Source organism: Melissospora conviva (assembly GCF_049523535.1).
In the GTDB taxonomy this organism is placed as follows: Bacteria; Actinomycetota; Actinomycetes; order Mycobacteriales; family Micromonosporaceae; genus Melissospora; species Melissospora conviva.
In genome coordinates this window covers 881,238-898,765 of record NZ_JBLLDT010000001.1, presented here as the reverse complement: position 1 = coordinate 898,765, position 17,528 = coordinate 881,238, and the positions used below count along the sequence as shown (strand labels likewise).

The following is a 17,528-nucleotide window of genomic DNA, read 5'->3' as shown; positions in this document are numbered from 1 at the left end:
GCGTACGCCGATCCAGACCACCGACGCTCGCCGCGAACCGACGGTACGCCTCCGACACCTCGCCCGGCTCCACGACGCACGGAAGGTATCGTCCCCGCGATGGCCGACAACATTTCCCGGATCTTCGCCGCCGCGGTGGCGATCGACCCGGCTCGCCCGCTGCTGACCTGGTACGACGACGCCACCGGGGAACGCACCGAGCTCTCCGGCGCGACCCTGGCCAACTGGGTCGCCAAGACCGCGAACCTGATGGTGGACGAGGTCGGCGCCGGCCCCGGCGGCCGGGCCGCCGTCCTGCTCCCCCCGCACTGGCAGACCGCCGCGGTGCTGCTCGGCTGCTGGTCGGCCGGGGTGGAGGTGACCGCAGCGCCGGGTGAGGTGGACGCCCTCTTCGCCACCGTCGAACGGGCCGCCGAGGCCGCAGCCTGGTCGGCCGGTGAGCAGTACGCGCTGGCGCTGCACCCGTTGGCCGCCCCGCTGCGCGAGGTCCCGGCCGGTTTCACCGACTACGTGGTGCAGGTACGCGGCCAGGGCGACCACTTCACGCCGTACCCGTTCGGGGAGACGCTGGTGGCGGAGGCGATCGACCGGGCCGGCGAGCTGGCCATCGCCGCCGGGGAGCGGGTCCTGATCGATGTCGGGCGCAACCCGGACCCGCTGGACTGGCTGCTCGCCCCGCTGGCAACGGGCTCCAGTGTGGTGCTCTGCGCCAATCTGGACCGCGACAAGCTCGCCGACCGGATCGCGGTCGAGCGGGTATCCGTCCCGCTGGCCTGAGGGCCATCGGCACCGCTCCCCGTACCGACGACCGGCACGGGCCCGGGGCGGGCTGCGCGGCGTGCGGCCCGGCCTGCCCGGCAGGACCGACGCCGTCGTGGGTTCAGCGGCGGCGCTGCGCGAAGTCGGCAAAGGCGGTCAGGGACTCCGGGTTGACCAGGGCGCCGGTCGCGGCGGCGGAGTCCACCGGCGTACCGGTGAGGATTTTCTTGACCGGGACCTCCAGCTTCTTCGCCGACAGGGTGCGCGGCACGGCCCGGACCTGGTGGATCTCGTCGGGGATGTGCCGTGGCGAGAGCGCCGTACGCAGCTCCCGGACGATCCGGCCGCGGACGGCGTCGTCGAGCACCAGCCCTTCGGCGAGCACCACGAAGAGCAGCAGCTCGCCGGCGCCGCCCTCGTTGTCCTCCAGGTGCACCACCATCGAGTCGACGACCTCGTCGAGGGCCTCCACCACGGAGTAGAACTCGGCGGTGCCGAGCCGGACGCCGCCGCGGTTGAGGGTGGCGTCGGAGCGGCCGGTGATCACGCAGCCGCCCTGGTCGTCGATGGTGATCCAGTCACCGTGCCGCCAGATGCCGGGGTAGAGGTCGAAGTACGCGTTGCGGTAGCGCTCGCCGTCCGGGTCGTTCCAGAACCCGACCGGCATGCTCGGCATCGGTTCGGTGATGACCAGTTCGCCGAGCTCACCGATGACCGGGGTGCCGTCGGCGGAGCGGGCCTCCACCTTGGCGCCGAGGCAGCGGCAGGCGATCTGCCCGGCCCGTACCGGCCGCAGCGGCACGCCGCCGACGAAGCCGGTGCAGACGTCGGTGCCGCCGGAGAGGGAGTGCAGCGCCAGCGTGGAGCTGACCTGCTCGTAGACCCAGACGAAGCCCTCGGCGGGCAGCGGGGCGCCGGTGGAGCCGAGGCCACGCAGGCCGGTCAGGTCGGCGATCTCCCTGGGGCGCAGCCCGGCCTTGCGGCAGCTCAGCAGGAACGGCGCCGAGGTGCCGAAGTAGGTGGTGCCGGTGTCGGCGGCGAGCCGCCAGAGCATGCCCAGGTCCGGCCGGGCCGGCTGCCCGGGTACGGCGTCGACGGCCGGGTTGCCGTCGAAGAGGACGATCGCCGCGCCGACGGCCGGGGCGGAGACGAGGAAGTTCCACATCATCCAGCCGGTGGTGGTGAACCAGAAGAAGCGGTCGCCGGGTCCCAGGTCGTGGTGCAGCGCCAGCATCTTCAGGTGCTCCAGCAGGATGCCGCCGTGGCCGTGCACGATCGGCTTCGGCAGTCCGGTGGTGCCGGAGGAGTAGAGCACGTAGAGCGGGTGCGCGAAGGGCACCGGGGTGAAGGTGAGCGGCTCGTCGGTGTCGGCGGCCAGGTCGGCCCAGAGCGACATCGCCGCGTCGTCGACGCCGGTGGCCGGGTCGAGATACGGCAGCAGCACTGTCTGCTCCACCGACGGCAGCGCCGCCCGGATCGCGGCTACCTCGGCGCGCCGGTCGACCGCCTTGTCGCCGTAGCGGTAGCCGTCGACCGCCACCAGCACCTTCGGCGCGATCTGCTGCCAGCGGTCGGTGACGCTGCGGGTGCCGAACTCCGGCGCGCAGGAGGAGAAGGTCGCGCCGAGGCTGGCGGTGGCGAGCAGCAGCACGTACGTCTCGGGGATGTTCGGCGCGTACGCGGCGACCCGGTCGCCGGGCCCGACGCCGAGCCGGCGCAACCCGGCCGACACCCGGCGGACCTGCTCGCGGAGTCCGGCGGCGGTCAGGGTGACCGGCTCCCGGGTCTGGCTGTGGGCGATCACGACGGGGGCGTCGTCGGCCAGACCCGGCATCCGCAGCACGTTCTCGGCGTAGTTGAGCGTCGCGCCGGGGAACCACTGGGCGCCCGGCATCCGCCGCTCGGTGAGGGTGGCGGTCGGCGGCGCGTGGGAGATCACCTCGAAGTGGTCCCAGATGGAGCGCCAGAAGTCTTCGAGTTCGGTGACCGACCACTGCCAGAGGTCGTCGTAGCCGGCGAACTCGAGTCCGCGGTCGGCCCGCAGCCGGTTCAGATAGCCACCGATACGGGACCGCTCACGCACGTCCGCAGGCGGAGTCCACAGCACGTCACCCACAGCACACCCTCCCCTGGCCCGGCACGTCGGCGGGTCGGGCCGCAGCGTCATCCTGCCCTACCCCGCCGCGTCATTGTGCGGACCGATCTTGAGCGGCGCCGCACGGGTCGCCCCCATGTTCGGTGGATGGGAGGTACGCCGCAAGCCCTGGCCGGCATCGACGACTGCGCACAGTGACCGTCGGATGGCCCCGGGTGGGCAAGCGGCGCGACGACGGCCGGTCAGCGGGCGCGGTGCTCGCGAATCGCGCGCCGCCGGTTGAGCCGGTGCTCCCGGCGGATTTCCGCCTCCCGGAACCGGCGCCGGTCCTCGTCGGTCTCCGGCAGCACCGGCGGCACTTCCCGGGCACCCCCGCCGAGATCCACCCCGACAAAGACGAGGTACGCCGTGGCGACCCGCACCGGCTCCTGCTCGGCCGAGTCCCAGCGCTCGGCGACGACCTTGATCCCGATCTCCATGGAGGTCTTCCCGGTCCAGTTGACCTGCGCATGTGCGTGAATCAGGTCGCCCACCCGGACCGGCTCGGAGAAGACGATCTCGTCGATCGCGGCGGTGACGGCGGTGCCCCCGCTGTGCCGCGCCGCGGCCGCCCCGGCGACGTCGTCGATGAATTTCATCAGCACCCCGCCGTGCACGGTGCCGTACAGATTTACATCGACCGCAGTCATGATGCGACTCAGTGTGACGCGCGAATAAGAGGTTGGCCTGCCGGGGGAAACAGAGGGGTGCTCAGTCATGATTTAGACGGTACGGTGCCCGGATGCGACATCTGTGGAGCTTCCTCGCAGGCTTGGTGGTGGCGCCCGTCACGTGGGTGCTGGTCACTGTGGGTCAGGACGGATCGGCGCGCACCGTCGAACGGTGGGTCGAGGTCGGGGCGTACAACAGCGCGAACCTGATCGAGCCGGCCGTCTACCTCGGCGTCGCCGCCATCCTGCTCGGGCTGGTCGGCACGCTGCGCGTCTCACCGCTCGGTCCGCTCACCGCCGGCGCACTGCTGACCGGCGCGTACGTCACGATGGCGCTCGCGCCGTTCCAGGTACGCGACCGGGTGCCCGACGACTGGCAGGTGCTCGGCGACCCGTTGCCGCTGCTGCTGCCCCTGGAGAACGGCACCCTCCTGCTGATCGGCGTCATGCTCCTGATGGCGACCTTCAGCGTGCAGCGCTGGCGCCGCTGGCCCCGTCCGGCAGCGGCCGACGCGACCCCGACCGTCAAGGAGGAATCCCAGTCCCTCAATGACTGGCCGCCGGCCGACGCCAAGGGCGATCAGCAGGCCGCCGACCTGACGCTCGGCTATCCCGACCAGACGCCGACCGACCCGCTGCCCCGGCGCGCGGCCGGCGAGTCGTCCTGGACGGGCCCGACCGGGGAGACGCCGTGGTCGGCGCCGCCGCGGTCGACCGAGCACGCCGGCAAGACCAAGTAATTCGTCCGGGGGTGGGCCGGCCACCGGCCCGCCCCCACAACCCTGACGGGGCCCTCCCGCCGCCGCTCAAACGGCTGGGCAGGAGTGCCCCCGGGCCCTATCGTCGGCGGGCGTGGACGACACCAGAATCAGCAAACGCCTCTCGTACGTCCTGCGGCACCGCCCCGACAGCATCGGACTGACGCTCGGCGACGACGGCTGGATCGGCATCGACGCCCTGCTCGCCGGCCTCGCCGCCCACGGCACCGACCTCAGCCGCGACCGGCTGGCCCGGATCGTCGCCGCCAACGACAAGCAGCGCTTCACCATCGACGGCGACCGCATCCGCGCCAACCAGGGCCACTCGGTCCCGGTCGATCTGGCGCTGCCGCCCGTCACGCCGCCGGAGGTGCTCTACCACGGCACCGCCACCCGCCACCTCGGCGCGATCTTCCATGAGGGCCTGCGCAAGGGGTGCCGCCACCATGTGCACCTCAGCGCCGACGCCGACACCGCCCGCCGGGTGGGCGCCCGGCACGGTACGCCGGTGGTGCTCCAAGTCGACGCGGTCGCGATGCACGCCGCCGGGCACACCTTCCATCGCAGCGCCAACGGCGTCTGGCTCACCGACACGGTGCCGCCGGCCTTCCTGATCCGAGGCGAGTGAGTGAACGCTCCCACCGGAGGACCGGCCGGCCGCCCGGCCGGAAACGACAGCGTGGCGCGGCGGAGGCCGGAGCCCCTGCGGCGCCACGCCGGAGTCGGAACGCTCAGCCCTTGAGGATCTGACGGGCCATGACGATGCGCTGCACCTGGTTGGTGCCCTCGTAGATCTGGGTGATCTTGGCGTCGCGCATCATCCGCTCGACCGGGTAGTCGCGGGTGTAGCCGTAACCGCCGAGCAGCTGCACCGCGTCGGTGGTCACCTCCATCGCCACGTCGGAGGCGAAGCACTTGGCGGCCGCACCGAAGTAGGTCAGGTCGGCGTCGCCACGCTCGGACTTGCCGGCGGCGGCGTAGGTCAGCTGCCGCGCCGCCTCGAGCTTCATGCCCATGTCGGCGATCATGAACTGCAGGCCCTGGAACTCGGCGATCGGCTTGCCGAACTGCTTGCGCTCCTTGACGTAGCCCTTGGCGTAGTCGAGCGCGCCCTGGGCGATGCCGATGGCCTGGGCGGCGATGGTGACCCGGGTGTGGTCCAGGGTCTTCATCGCGGTGGCGAAGCCGGTCCCCTCGGCGCCGATCATGCGGTCGGCGGGGATGCGTACGTTGTCGAAGTAGACCTCGCGGGTCGGCGAGCCCTTGATGCCCAGCTTCTTCTCCGGCGCGCCGAAGCTCACACCCGGGTCGGACTTCTCGACCACGAAGGCGGAGATGCCGCGGGAGCGGGCGGCCGGGTCGGTGACCGCGAAGACCGTGTAGTACTCCGAGACGCCGGCGTTGGTGATCCAGCGCTTCACGCCGTTGAGCACCCAGTGATCCCCGTCACGGACCGCCTTGGTGGTCATCGAGGCGGCGTCGCTGCCGGCCTCCGGCTCGGAGAGGCAGTACGAGAACATCGCCTCACCGGCGGCGACCGGGGTCAGGTACTTGCGCTTGAGCTCCTCGGAGCCGGCCAGCAGCAGCGGCATGGTGCCGAGCTTGTTGACGGCCGGGATCAGCGACGACGAGGCGCAGGCCCGGGCTACCTCCTCGATCACGATCGCGGTGGCCAGGGCGTCGGCGCCGGCGCCGCCGTACTCGGCGGGGATGTGCGGGGCGTGGAAGTCGGACGAGCGCAGCGCGTCGTAGGACGCCTTCGGGAACTCGGCGTTCTCGTCGGCCTCGGCCGCGTGCGGGGCCACCCGGGCGTCACAGATCTCCCGGACCGCTTCGCGAATCGCCTCGTGCTCCTCCGGCAACCGGTAGACGTCGAAATCCGCACCTGCGCTCATGCTGGCCTCCCCTTGGCTGTTTCCGCGCGTCGCTGTAGCGTCGATCGCCGCCGACGCGCAGACTGGAGAATACCGGCCTAGCTTCGGGCGATACTTACCGCGGCGTAGGCTGGCGCACTATCGCCGTGTGCGCACCACGGCGGACTCAATACGAAGCTATGTCCTATTCCGGTGCCCCGGCGCGGCGCCGCACCGAAGCGACGCGAGTACAGCGCCGCCAGCGCGAGCGGAGAACCAGGCGTGACGATCCCGTACCCGAGCAGCCAACCGATGCCGGCCATCACACCGGTCGTCCCGCCGTCGGGCGCATCCCGTCCGCGATTGACCTTCCTCGGCACCGGCTACCTCGGCGCCACCTACGCGATCTGCTTCGCCGAACTCGGCTACGAGGTGATCGGCTTCGACGTGGACGCGGAGAAGATCGCCAAGCTGGCCGGGGGCGAGGTCCCGTTCCACGAGCCCGGCCTCGACGAGCTGCTCCGGCGCAACCTCGCCGCCGGCCGGCTGCGGTTCAGCACCGACATCGCCGAGACCGCGCACTTCGGCGACGTCCACTTCATCTGCGTGGGCACCCCGCAGCGCGCCGACGGCATGAGCGCCGACCTCAGCTACGTGGAGGCCTCGGTCACCGGGCTGGCGCAGAACCTCGACCGCCGGGCGCTGATCGTCGGCAAGTCCACCGTCCCGGTGGGCACCGCCGAGTGGATCGAGCAGCTGGTCGACAAGCACGCCGACTCGCAGCTCGGCGTCGAGGTCGCCTACAGCCCGGAGTTCCTCCAGGAGGGCTTCGCCGTCGAGGACGTGCTGCGCCCCAACCGGATCGTCGTCGGGGTCAAGTCCGAGTGGGCCAACAGCATGCTCTACTCCGCCCACAAGGGCGTTTTCGACCTCGCCGCGACCGAGGACCGCGAGGTGCCGTTGGTGGTCACCGACTTCGCCACCGCCGAACTGGTCAAGGTCGCCGCCAACGCCTTCCTCGCCACCAAGATCTCCTTCATCAACGCGATGGCCGAGGTCTGCGAGGCCTCCGGCGGCGATGTCACCCAGCTCGCCCGCGCCATCGGCTACGACCCGCGCATCGGCAACCGCTTCCTGCAGGCCGGGGTCGGTTTCGGCGGCGGCTGCCTGCCCAAGGACATCCGCGCCTTCCAGGCCCGCGCCCAGGAGCTCGGCGCCGGTGAGGCGCTGCGCTTCCTGCACGAGGTCGACCTGATCAACCTGCGCCGGCGCAACCGGGTGCTCCAGCTCGCCGCCGAACTGCTCGACCGCCGGTACGGGCCGGCCGGCCCCGACCTCTCCGGCACCCGCATCGCCGTGCTCGGCGCGACGTTCAAGCCCAACTCCGACGACGTACGCGACGCCCCGTCGCTGGCGGTCGCCGCGCAGCTGGCCAAGGCCGGCGCCGACGTACGCGTCTACGACCCGCAGGGCATGGAGAACGCCCGCAGGGCGCAGCCCGACCTGACGTACTCCCCGGACATGATCGAGGCGGTCCGCGACGCCGACCTGGTCTGCGTGCTGACCGAGTGGTCGGACTTCCGCAACGCCGACCCCGAGGCGCTGGCCCGGGTCGTCGCCGGCCGCCGGGTCGTCGACGGGCGCAACTGCCTGGATTCGACGCTCTGGGTCCAGGCGGGCTGGGAGTACCGGGGCATGGGCCGCCCCTGACCCCGACCACCGGCCGATCTTCGGGGCCGATCACGCAGCGATGCGTGATCGGCCCCTTTCTTTGCGCCGGACCGGCGGGGGAGGATGGATCACCCGCCCGGATTGGGCATGCTGCGTCAGTGGACGTCCACAGTGCAGGGCGGCCGCGGGAGGGAGTGAGGACCGGGTGGAGAGCTATCAGTGCGCCGCCTGCGGGCGGACCATCCAGCCCGCACCGTCCTGCCCGAACTGCGGGTCCGAGCAGCCCCAGTGGGCCGAGGACCTGACCCGCATCGAACGCTCGATCGCCGAGATGAAGGCCCGCGACGCCGAGATCCTGCGGGAGCAGCAGAAGCTCGCCGCCGATCTGCAGACCGCTCTGTTCAAGCGGAACATGCTGGCCCACGCCGGGGACAAGAAGATCCGCCAGCGCGGCCGGCCCTGGCGTAAGCCGGGACGACCGGGGCCGCAGCACCCCGGAGCCCCGGGGCCGACCGCGACAGCGACCGGCGCCCCACCCCGGGTGCCGCGGCAGAGCCCCACCGTCACCACCCCACCCGGCCCGCCGCCGGGGCCGCCGCGACGACCGGCGGCGCCCGGCCCTACGGCCCCCGGCGCGGCGGCCCCGACGGAGACCTCCTCCCGGGAGGTGCAGAACGTCCTGCTCACCCTCGGCGCGCTGCTGCTCGGGGTCGCCGCCGTGGTCTTCGCCGTGGTGGCCATCAGCTCCCTGGACGACCTCGGCCGGGTGGCGATCCTGATCACCGCCACCGCGCTCACCCTCCTCGCCCCGCCGCTGATCGCCCCGCGCGGCCTCACCTCCACCGCCGAATCGGTGGCGGCGGTCGGCCTGATCCTCGCCCTGGTCGACGGGTACGCCCTCTGGACTGTCGACCAGGTCCGCGGCACCGCCGCCGCCGGAACGGTCTTCGCCGCCACGACCTGCCTGGTGGTCGGCGCGGTCGCGCTCGCCTACGGACGGTTCACCGGGCTGAGCGTGCCCCGCTTCGCCGCTGTGGTCACGCTGCAGCCGGTGCTGCCGCTGCTGGCGTACGGGCAGGTCACCGACGTCGCCGGCTGGGCGCTGGTGCTCACCCTGGTCGCCACCGGCAACCTGGCACTGGCGCGGCTGGCGAGTTCCCGCCGGTGGCAGCCGGGCTGGCTCACCCTGCCCGCCACGGACCCGGCGACCGACCCCGGCGAACTCGTCGACGTCGCCACGACCGCGTCCGTGCACGAACCGCAGGCGCGGGCCACCGAGCGCCCCGAGTCGACCCCGGAGGCCGCCGAGGCGGATCTGGCCGGTACGCCGACGCGCCGGGCCGCCCCGGCGGCCGTGCCGGTGCCCTGGCTGCCGGAGCTGACCTGGGCGCTGCACGGCGCGGCGGTGCTGAGCGCGCTCGCCTTCGCGGTGGCGGCGCTGCTGCGCGCCGGCAGTGTTCCCGCCGCCGCCCAGGCGGGCGCGGTGCTCGTGCTCGCCGCCGCGCTCGGACTGGCCGGCGCCCTGACCGAACGCCGTCGCCCGCTGCCCGAGGTCGCCTCGGCGGTCTTCACCCTCGCGGTGATCGGCGCGCTGGCCCGGGTCGCCTCGCTCGCCCTGCCCGGCCGGGCGCTGGTCCTGACCGCCCTGGTGATCGCCGGCGCCGGGCTCGCGGTGCGCGCGGTGCCGGTGCCGGCCCGCCGCGGTCCGCAGTGGGGTCTGACCATCGCCCTCACGGTCTGCGGCGCCGAGGTCGCCGGCCGTTCGCTGCGCGCCGCCGCCGCCACCGTGGAGGCCGCGCTGCCGGCCTGGGATGCGGCCCTGGAGAGCTATCCGGCGCAGCTCGCCGCCGATGTCGGCGCCGCCCCCTGGCAGCTGCCGCTGGCGGCGCTGCTGCTCACCCTGACCGCTGTCGGTTCCCTGCCGCCCCGGGTACGCCGGGAGTTCGCCGTGGCCGGCGTGGTGCTGACCGCGCTCGGCGCGCCCGCCGCCCTGGGGCTGAGCTGGTCGACCGCGCCACTGCCCCCGGTGCTGGCCGCCATCGGCATCGGCCTGGCGGGACTGCGCGCCCGCACCGACCACGACGCCCGTGTGCACGCCGTCGGCGCCGGGTTCATCGGCCTCTTCGGCGCCGCCGCCGCCCTGGTCCGGCCGGAGCTGACCGCCGTGGTGCTGCTCAGCTACGTCCTCATCGGTGTGATCATCGGGATGACGCCGCGGCTGCGGATCTCCAGCACCCCGGCGGACGTCCTGGCCGGCTGGGCCGCCGGTGGCGCCGCTTTCGCCCTGCCGGGTGCCGTGGCCGCGGCCACCACCGCGATGACCGCCGCCGAGCAGAGCCGGGCGGACGCGACGGTGGCGGTGCTCTGCGCCGGTTTCCTCGCCGCCTGCGCCACCCTCTGCCACGCCGCCGTCGTCCAGGTCGCGCAGCGGCGCATCAGCACGCCACTGAGCATCGGCACCGGTCTCGGCACCGTCGTCGTCGCCGGCGCCGCCTTCACCGCGCCGCAGGCGAGCACGCCCGACATCTGGGTCGGCGCGCTGCTGCTCGCCGCGGCACTGCTGGTCCTCGCCGCGCCGTGGATAGACCGCAACCGCCGTATCGACCAGGTGCTCGACGGGGCGGACTTCGCCGCCGCAGCGGCGACGGTCGCCCTGATCGGCACCCTCGCCCGAATCAGCACCGTCCTGACCCCCTCGGGCCAGTTCGCGGTGACCGCCGGGCTGATCCTGCTGGTGGCGGTCGCGGCCCGCGCGATGCCCGAGGACTGGCGGCGCGGCCCGATCCTCGGCGTCACCGTCAGCGGCGCCGTCATCGCCGCGCTCGCCGGCTGGCAGGCCCTCGTCGGTGGGCTCGGTGTGCTCGCCGTTCCTGGACCAATCTGGGCGGGTGACCTGAGCCGCTGGCCGGCCGGCGCCGCACACGTCGACTGGCAGTCGCCGGTCGCCCTGGCCCTGCTCGCCGCCGCCACCGCGATCCTGCTCCCGCGCCCCTGGCGCTACGACGTCTCCGCGGTGCTGGCGGTGCTCGCCACCATCTCCGCGCCGGTCGCCTTCGGACTGCCGTGGCCGGCGCCGGTCCTGGTCGGCACCGCGGTCGCCGCCGGCTACGGAATCGCCGCGGTCCTCGCCGCCGACCCCCGGGCCGCGCTCTCCCGCACGCTGGTGGCCGCCCTGGTGGCCCTGCACGCCGTCGGCACCGGGCTGCCCCGGGCCTGGTCCACGGCGCTCGCGCTCGCTCTGGTGCTGCTGACCGGTCTGCTCGTGGCGAACCTCAGCCGGTCCGCCGGCGCGCGCCTGACCCCGAACCTGGCCGCGGAGGGCCTGCCGCCGCACCTGGCGCTGATCGGCGGCGCCGCCACCGTCGGTGCCCTGCTCGCCGCCCCCGGACTGGTCGCCTCGGCCGCCGCGGAGCTGGGCCATCCCGCACCGGTGCTGCTCACCGGTGCGCTCGCCGCCTCCAGCCTCGCCCTCGCCGTGGTCGCCGCCGGGCGCCGGCGCACCCCGCAGTTCCTGCCGTACGCCACGATCGGCATCGCCGGCGGCGCCACCGCTGTCGCCCTCATCGCCATCGCCGCCGACCTGAACGCCGGGGTCTACGCCGCGGCGGCGGTGCTGCTGGCCGTCCTCGCCGAACTCGTCCGCGGTGCCACCGCTCCCCCTGCCGCGACCGGCGTGCCGGTGGTCCGCCGCTGGACGTTCCCCGGCTCGGCCCGCTGGGCCGCGGACCCGGCACAGCCACACCTGTGGACGGTGAGCCCGGAGGTGGGTGCCCTCGGCGCCACCCTGCTGCCCGCCGCGCTCGCCGTGGCCTCGCTGGCTCCCGCGCTCCTGACGGCCCTGGTGCAGCCGTACCAGTTGCTGACCTCGGTCTGGGAGGGGGCGCCGGCCGAGCTGCGTCACCCCGATCCGACCGCCAGCGGCGCCACCCACGTCCTCGCCGCGCTGCTGCTCACCCTCTCGGGGGCGCTGGCGGCGGTCGGCTTCAGCGGTGGACGACGCAGCCGGGCCGTACCGGTGGTGCTGCCCGGCGTCGCGGTGACCCTGCTGATCACGCCGATCGCGCTCGGCCGGGGCTGGCCGCTGAGCACCCTGGCCGCGCTGACGGTCTTCACGGTCCTGTTGCTGGGGCTGGCGCTGACCCCGCCGCCGGCCGGCGCCGAACGAGCCCGACCGGTACGCCTGGCCCGCGTCCTCGTCTTCGCCATCGGCATGGCCGCCGGCGGGGCCGGACTGGCGGGCAGCCTCGCCACCCGCGACCTGACGCTGTTCACCCTCGGCGCGGCGGTCGGCGTCGGCGCGGTAGCGGCGCTCTTCGGTGTCTCCGCCCGGGACCGGATCGCCGGCTGGCTCTTCGGCTCGATCATGGCGCAGCTCTTCGTGCTGACCGCCGGGCTGGTCGCCGGCGTCGCCCCGCGCACCTCGGCCTTCGGGGTACTCGCCATCGGCGCGGTGCTGCTGGTGCTCGCCGCCCGGCTGCCCCGGCTACGTCGCGAGGGCTACCGGATCGAGGCGTCAGTCGTCGAGTGGTGCGGGTACGCCTCGGCGCTGATGGCGCTGGCGCTGGCGTACGACTCCTCCCGGCACGTGGCGGCGCTGCTGGCCGCCCTGGGCGCGGTGCTCGGGATCGCCGCGACCCGCCCCGGCCGGCAGGCCCGGGAACGGCGGATCCTGTTCTGGGCGGTTGTCGCCTGCGAGATCAGCGCCTGGTGGCTGCTGATGCGCATCGCCGACGTGGCGCTGCCGGAGGCGTACACGCTGCCGTTCGCCCTGCTGGCGCTGGTCGCCGGGCTGCTGGAGGGGCGTCAGCGCGCCGAGCTGAACAGCTGGACCGCGTACGGCCCGGCGCTGATCGCGGCTTTCCTGCCGACGCTGGTGCTGGTGGTCGCCACGCCCTCGCATCCGATGCGGCAGGTGCTGCTGCTGCTCGGCGCGGTGGCGACGCTGATCTTCGGCGCGTACCGGCGGCACCAGGCGCCCTTCGTGGTCGGTGCGGTGGTCACCGCGCTGACCGCGCTGCACGCGCTCTTCTCGTTCGGACCGTGGCTGGTGCTGATCCCGGTCGGGATCGTGCTGATCGTGCTCGGCGCCAACAACGAGCGCCGCCGCCAGACGCAGGAGCGGCTCCAGGCCACCCTGCGCGGCATGCGCTGAGCCCGCGCCGGATCAGTGCGGCGGGCCGGGCGCGGCGGGCGATGAGGGTGCGGCGGGCCGGGCGCGGCCGGGCGGCGGTCAGGCCAGGCCAGGGCGGCGGTCAGGCCAGGGAGGCGCGCAGGGCGGCGTCCTTCTGCTCCACCATCGCCTCGAGCGAGGCCTGGAACTGCGTCATCCGCTCCCGCAGCGCCTCGTCGGCGACGCCGAGGATCCGCACCGCCAGCAGGCCGGCGTTGCGGGCGTTGCCGATGGAGACGGTGGCGACGGGCACGCCGGCGGGCATCTGCACGATGGAGAGGAGCGAGTCAATGCCGTCGAGGTGCTTGAGCGGCACCGGCACGCCGATCACCGGCAGCGGCGTCAGCGAGGCGACCATGCCGGGCAGGTGCGCCGCACCCCCCGCCCCCGCGATGATCACCTTCAGGCCGCGGCCGGCGGCTTCCCGGCCGTACGAAATCATCTTGTCGACGGTGCGGTGCGCCGAGACGACCGAGACCTCGTACGCGACACCGAACTCGTCGAGCGCCTCCGCGGCGGCCCGCATGGTCGGCCAGTCCGAGTCGCTGCCCATGATGATGCCGACGGTCGTCATGCCTGCCCCTCCTGGAGCCAGCGGGCGGCGCGCGCAGCCCGGGCCCGTACGTCGTCAAGGTCGTCACCGAGCACCGTGACGTGCCCGATCTTGCGGCCCGGCCGGACCTGCTTGCCGTAGAGGTGCACCTTGGCGCCGGGTTCGGCGGCGAAGAGGTGGTGCAGCCGCTCGTCGATGGAGATGCCGCCCTCGGGGCCACCGAGGACGTTCGCCATCACCACCACCGGGGCGGTGAGCGAGGTGTCCCCCATCGGATAGTCCAGCACCGCCCGCAGGTGCTGCTCGAACTGCGAGGTGCGGGCCCCCTCGATGGTCCAGTGCCCGGAGTTGTGCGGGCGCATCGCCAGCTCGTTGACGACCAGCCCGTCGGCGGTCTCGAAGAGTTCCACCGCGAGCAGGCCGACCACCCCGAGTGAGGTGGCCAGGTCGATGGCGAGCTGCTGGGCGGCGACGGCCAGGTCGGCGTTCAGGTCCGGCGCGGGGGCGAGCACCTCGACGCAGATCCCGTCGCGCTGCACCGTCTCCACCACCGGGTACGCGGCGACCTGCCCGAACGGCGAACGCGCCACCTGCACCGCCAGCTCGCGGCGCAGCGCCACCTTCTCCTCGACGATCAGCGGGGTGCCGGCGGCGAGCAGCTCCTTGGCGAGCGGCCCGGCCGCTTCGGCGTCGACGATCCAGACGCCACGCCCGTCGTAGCCGCCGCGGGCTGCCTTGAGCACCACCGGCCAGCCGATCTCGGCGCCGAAGACGGCCAGGTCGCCGGCGCTCTCGACCGGCGCCCAGCGGGGCACCGGCGCGCCGAGTTCGGTGAGGCGTTCGCGCATCAGCCGCTTGTCCTGGGCGTAGCGCAGCGCGTCCGCCGGCGGGTGCAGGGTCACGCCCTCGGCGGCCAGGGTGCGGATGTGTTCCTGCGGGACGTGTTCGTGGTCGAAGGTGACCACGTCGCAGCCCTCGGCGAAGGCGCGCAGCGCGTCGAGGTCGGTGTGCTCGCCGTACCGCACGTCGGCGGCGACGAGCGCGGCGCCGTCGACCGGGGTCTGGGCCAGCACCCGCAGCGACTGGCCGAGGGCGATCGCGGCCTGGTGGGTCATCCGGGCCAGCTGGCCACCGCCCACCATGCCGACAACGGGAAGTCCGGTACGCGAATCCATAGCGCGCGCCAGCCTATCGGCGCAGCGCCGCCCCCGGACAACCGCGTCTCATCCCGGCAGCCCGCGCCGCGCGAGGACCGGCTCCCGAGGACGGCGGGCAGGGGCCGCGGGCGGGCGGCGTCGCGTGGCAGAGTCGGCGCATGCGTGATCTTCTACGGGACCTGCCCGTCTTCGCCCAGCAGTTGCCGGACTTCGATCCGCAGGACGTGCCCGGCGATCCCTTCGCGCTGTTCCGGCAGTGGCTGACCGCGGCGATCGACGCGGGAGCGGTCGAACCGCACGCGGTCCACCTCGCCACCGTCGACGCGGACGGCCGGCCCGACCTGCGGGTGGTGATCCTGCGCGACGTCGACGCCACCGGCTGGCAGGTCGCCACCAGCGCCCGCAGCGCCAAGGGGCGGCAGCTCGCCGGCGACCCGTACGCCGCGCTGAACTTCCACTGGCGCGAACAGGCGCGGCAGGTACGCGTCCGGGGCGTCGCCGAGCCGGCCGACGCCGCCACCAACCGCGAGGATTTCCTTTCCCGCTCCCCCGGTTCGCGGATCGCGGGCCTGGCGGGCCGCCAGAGCGACGTGCTGACCGACCGGGCCGAGCTGGACCGGGAGTTCGCCCACCAGCGGGAGCGGGTGGCCGCCGACCCGGAGCTGACCAACCCGGACCACGTGCGCTACACGGTGGTGCCCGAGTCGGTGGAGTTCTGGCAGGGCGACCCGGAGCGCCGGCACACCCGCCTGCGCTACCGCCGCACCGGCGAAGGCTGGACGCGCGAGCTGCTCTGGCCCTGAGCGCTCAGCTCAGCTGCGCGACCAGCTCCTCCACCGTCGTCACGGGGCGGTCGCAGACGAAACCACGGCAGACGTACGCCGTCGACGCGCCGTCGATCATGGTCCGGTCCGCCAGCAGCGGCACCCCGGGCCGGTCCGGGGCGCCCGCCACGATCACCGCACCGGGCGGGGCGGCCTTGTACGCCGCCAGCAGCAGCGGGTCCGCGGCCGGCTCCTCGGTGACAACCGCGATCTCGTACGGGCCGGAGAGCAGCGCCTCACCGGCGGCGGCGGACCAGCCGCTGAAGCGGGCGTGCCGGCCCAGGATCGGGGCGATGGTGGCGAGTGCCCGCTCGGCAGCCTCCCGGTAGCGCGGCTGAGCGGTCAGGGCCGAGTACGTCACCAGGGCCGTGACGACCGCGGAGAGACCCGACGGGGTGGCGTTGTCGGTCGGGTCGGCCGGGCGGGTGACGAGCCGCTCGGCGTCGTCGGCGGTGTCGTAGAAGCCGCCCCCCTCGGCGGCGAAGTGCTCCAGCGCGGTGTCGAGCAGGCCGCCGGCCAGCTCCAGCCAGCGTCCCTCCCCGGTGAGCTGGTGCAGGGCGCAGAACGCCTCGGCGACGCAGCCGTAGTCCTCCAGGACGCCGGCGGGTGCCCCGGCCACGCCGTCGCGGGAGACCCGGCGCAGCCGACCGTCGACCAGGTGCAGCCCGGCGAGCAGTTCGCCGGCCCGGGTGGCCGCCGCGGCGGTGACCGGGTCGCCGGTGAGGCGGCTCTGCTCGACCAGGGCGGTGATCGCCAGCCCGTTCCAGGCGGCCACGACCTTGTCGTCGCGGGCCGGCTGGGGCCGGGTGTCGCGTACCTCGCGCAGCCGGGCCCGCACCCGCGCCCAGCGGGCGGTGACTTCTTCGTCGGCGTCGTCGACGTCGCGGGCCAGCCGCAGCACGCTGGTGCCGTGTTCGAAGGTGCCGGCCTGCGTGACACCGAAGAGGTCGGCGGCGTAAGTCCCGTCGGACTCGCCGAGCGCCTCGATCAGCTGCGCCGGGGTCCAGGCGTACGTCAGTCCTTCGACGCCTTCGGTGTCGGCGTCGAGCGCGGAGGCGAAGCCCCCTTCCGGGGTGCCGAGGTCGTCGATGATGAAGGCGGCGGTCTCGGCGGCGACCCGGGCGGCCAGCGGATCGGCGGTACGTCGCCAGAGCTGGGTGTAGACCCGCAGCAGCAGCGCGTTGTCGTAGAGCATCTTCTCGAAGTGCGGCACGGTCCAGTGCGCGTCGACCGAGTAGCGGGCGAAGCCGCCGGCGAGCTGGTCGTAGATGCCGCCGCGGGCCATCGCCTCGCAGGTGTGGCGGACGATCTCCAGGTCCTGCGCCGCGCCGGTGCGCTGGTGGTGGCGCAGCTGGAAGAGCAGGTTCATGTGCGGCGGGAACTTCGGCGCGCCACCGAATCCTCCGTTGCCGGAGTCGTACTCACGGCGCAGTTGCGCGGCGGCGGAATCGAGCAGCTCGGCGGTGAGCGGGCTGCCCGCCGCGCCGACGGCCTGCGCCCCGCCGATCGCCTCGACCACCGCGGCGCCCTGCTGGAGCACGGCTTCGCGCTGCTCCTGCCAGGCCTTGGTCACCGATTCGAGCAGCCGCAGGAAGTTCTCCCGGGGGAAGTAGGTGCCGCAGAAGAACGGGGTGCCGTCGGGCGTGGCGAAGACTGTCATCGGCCAGCCGCCCTGCCCGGTCATCGCCTGCGTGGCGGTCATGTAGACCGCGTCCACGTCGGGGCGTTCCTCACGGTCCACTTTGACCGAGACGAAACCGGCGTTCATCACCTCGGCCACGGCCTCGTTCTCGAACGACTCGTGGGCCATCACGTGACACCAGTGGCAGGCCGCGTACCCCACCGAGATGATCACCGGTACGTCCCGGCGGCGCGCCTCGGCGAACGCCTCCTCGCACCAGGGCCACCAGTCGACCGGGTTGTCGGCGTGCTGGTGCAGGTACGGGCTGGTGGCATCGGCGAGTCGGTTCACCCGACG

12 protein-coding genes are annotated in these 17,528 nt (G+C 73.8%); 6 read left to right on the top strand and 6 right to left on the bottom strand.

Annotation, left to right across the window (positions count from 1 at the left end):
- The first annotated feature begins 99 nt into the window (after positions 1-99).
- Complete coding sequence (locus tag ACK8GG_RS04420) at positions 100-777, top strand: TIGR03089 family protein (RefSeq protein WP_440355591.1); 678 nt, start codon at positions 100-102, stop codon at positions 775-777.
- Positions 778-880: 103 nt separating this feature from the next.
- Here the strand turns inward: ACK8GG_RS04420 and ACK8GG_RS04415 are convergent, their stop codons facing one another.
- The gene (locus ACK8GG_RS04415; protein WP_440355590.1) at positions 881-2,875 is read right to left on the bottom strand and encodes an acetoacetate--CoA ligase; all 1,995 of its coding nucleotides are present in this window, start codon (positions 2,873-2,875) and stop codon (positions 881-883) included.
- 221 nt (positions 2,876-3,096) lie between these two features.
- A complete protein-coding gene (locus ACK8GG_RS04410) occupies positions 3,097-3,612 on the bottom strand; it encodes an acyl-CoA thioesterase (protein WP_440348103.1) in 516 nt (171 codons plus the stop codon).
- Between the two features lie 23 nt (positions 3,613-3,635).
- Between ACK8GG_RS04410 and ACK8GG_RS04405 the strand changes: the two genes are divergently transcribed.
- Positions 3,636-4,304 carry a hypothetical protein gene (locus ACK8GG_RS04405; protein WP_440353995.1) on the top strand — a complete coding sequence of 223 codons (669 nt, stop codon included), beginning with the start codon at positions 3,636-3,638 and terminating at the stop codon, positions 4,302-4,304.
- Positions 4,305-4,416: 112 nt separating this feature from the next.
- On the top strand, positions 4,417-4,950 hold the full coding sequence (locus ACK8GG_RS04400; RefSeq protein WP_440355589.1) for an RNA 2'-phosphotransferase: 534 nt from the start codon (positions 4,417-4,419) through the stop codon (positions 4,948-4,950).
- A gap of 103 nt (positions 4,951-5,053) precedes the next feature.
- Here ACK8GG_RS04400 and ACK8GG_RS04395 read toward each other — a convergent pair whose 3' ends face one another.
- Positions 5,054-6,217: an acyl-CoA dehydrogenase family protein gene (locus ACK8GG_RS04395; RefSeq protein WP_440348106.1), complete on the bottom strand. Its 1,164-nt coding sequence runs from the start codon at positions 6,215-6,217 to the stop codon at positions 5,054-5,056.
- A 240-nt stretch (positions 6,218-6,457) separates the two neighbouring features.
- Here ACK8GG_RS04395 and ACK8GG_RS04390 point away from each other — a divergent pair, with 240 nt between their 5' ends.
- Together ACK8GG_RS04390 and ACK8GG_RS04385 are read left to right on the top strand one after the other, a co-directional pair.
- Positions 6,458-7,885 carry a UDP-glucose dehydrogenase family protein gene (locus tag ACK8GG_RS04390; RefSeq protein ID WP_440348107.1) on the top strand — a complete coding sequence of 476 codons (1,428 nt, stop codon included), beginning with the start codon at positions 6,458-6,460 and terminating at the stop codon, positions 7,883-7,885.
- 166 nt (positions 7,886-8,051) lie between these two features.
- Positions 8,052-12,998 (top strand): SCO7613 C-terminal domain-containing membrane protein, encoded by a 4,947-nt coding sequence (locus ACK8GG_RS04385; RefSeq protein WP_440355588.1) that lies wholly within the window; start codon positions 8,052-8,054, stop codon positions 12,996-12,998.
- A 100-nt stretch (positions 12,999-13,098) separates the two neighbouring features.
- Here the strand turns inward: ACK8GG_RS04385 and purE are convergent, their stop codons facing one another.
- On the bottom strand, positions 13,099-13,590 hold the full coding sequence (gene purE, locus ACK8GG_RS04380; RefSeq protein WP_440348109.1) for a 5-(carboxyamino)imidazole ribonucleotide mutase: 492 nt from the start codon (positions 13,588-13,590) through the stop codon (positions 13,099-13,101).
- Positions 13,587-14,744 carry a 5-(carboxyamino)imidazole ribonucleotide synthase gene (locus ACK8GG_RS04375; RefSeq protein ID WP_440355587.1) on the bottom strand — a complete coding sequence of 386 codons (1,158 nt, stop codon included), beginning with the start codon at positions 14,742-14,744 and terminating at the stop codon, positions 13,587-13,589. The genes purE and ACK8GG_RS04375 overlap by 4 nt, the downstream gene beginning before the upstream one ends.
- A gap of 140 nt (positions 14,745-14,884) precedes the next feature.
- On the opposite strand from ACK8GG_RS04375, the gene ACK8GG_RS04370 reads away from it, so the two are divergent.
- Positions 14,885-15,529, top strand: a complete 645-nt coding sequence (locus tag ACK8GG_RS04370; protein ID WP_440348111.1) for a pyridoxine/pyridoxamine 5'-phosphate oxidase — start codon at positions 14,885-14,887, stop codon at positions 15,527-15,529.
- A 4-nt stretch (positions 15,530-15,533) separates the two neighbouring features.
- Here the strand turns inward: ACK8GG_RS04370 and ACK8GG_RS04365 are convergent, their stop codons facing one another.
- Positions 15,534-17,522, bottom strand: coding sequence for a thioredoxin domain-containing protein (locus tag ACK8GG_RS04365; RefSeq protein WP_440355586.1), 1,989 nt, complete (start codon positions 17,520-17,522; stop codon positions 15,534-15,536).
- Positions 17,523-17,528: the final 6 nt, after the last annotated feature.

What these genes read in the sequence shown, in the direction of transcription:
- ACK8GG_RS04420 (WP_440355591.1), top strand. Translation starts at nt 100, where the DNA reads ATGGCCGACAACATTTCCCGGATCTTCGCCGCCGCGGTGGCGATCGAC.
- ACK8GG_RS04410 (WP_440348103.1), bottom strand. Translation starts at nt 3,612, where the DNA reads ATGACTGAGCACCCCTCTGTTTCCCCCGGCAGGCCAACCTCTTATTCG.
- ACK8GG_RS04405 (WP_440353995.1), top strand. Translation starts at nt 3,636, where the DNA reads ATGCGACATCTGTGGAGCTTCCTCGCAGGCTTGGTGGTGGCGCCCGTC.
- ACK8GG_RS04395 (WP_440348106.1), bottom strand. Translation starts at nt 6,217, where the DNA reads ATGAGCGCAGGTGCGGATTTCGACGTCTACCGGTTGCCGGAGGAGCAC.
- purE (WP_440348109.1), bottom strand. Translation starts at nt 13,590, where the DNA reads ATGACGACCGTCGGCATCATCATGGGCAGCGACTCGGACTGGCCGACC.
- ACK8GG_RS04375 (WP_440355587.1), bottom strand. Translation starts at nt 14,744, where the DNA reads ATGGATTCGCGTACCGGACTTCCCGTTGTCGGCATGGTGGGCGGTGGC.
- ACK8GG_RS04370 (WP_440348111.1), top strand. Translation starts at nt 14,885, where the DNA reads ATGCGTGATCTTCTACGGGACCTGCCCGTCTTCGCCCAGCAGTTGCCG.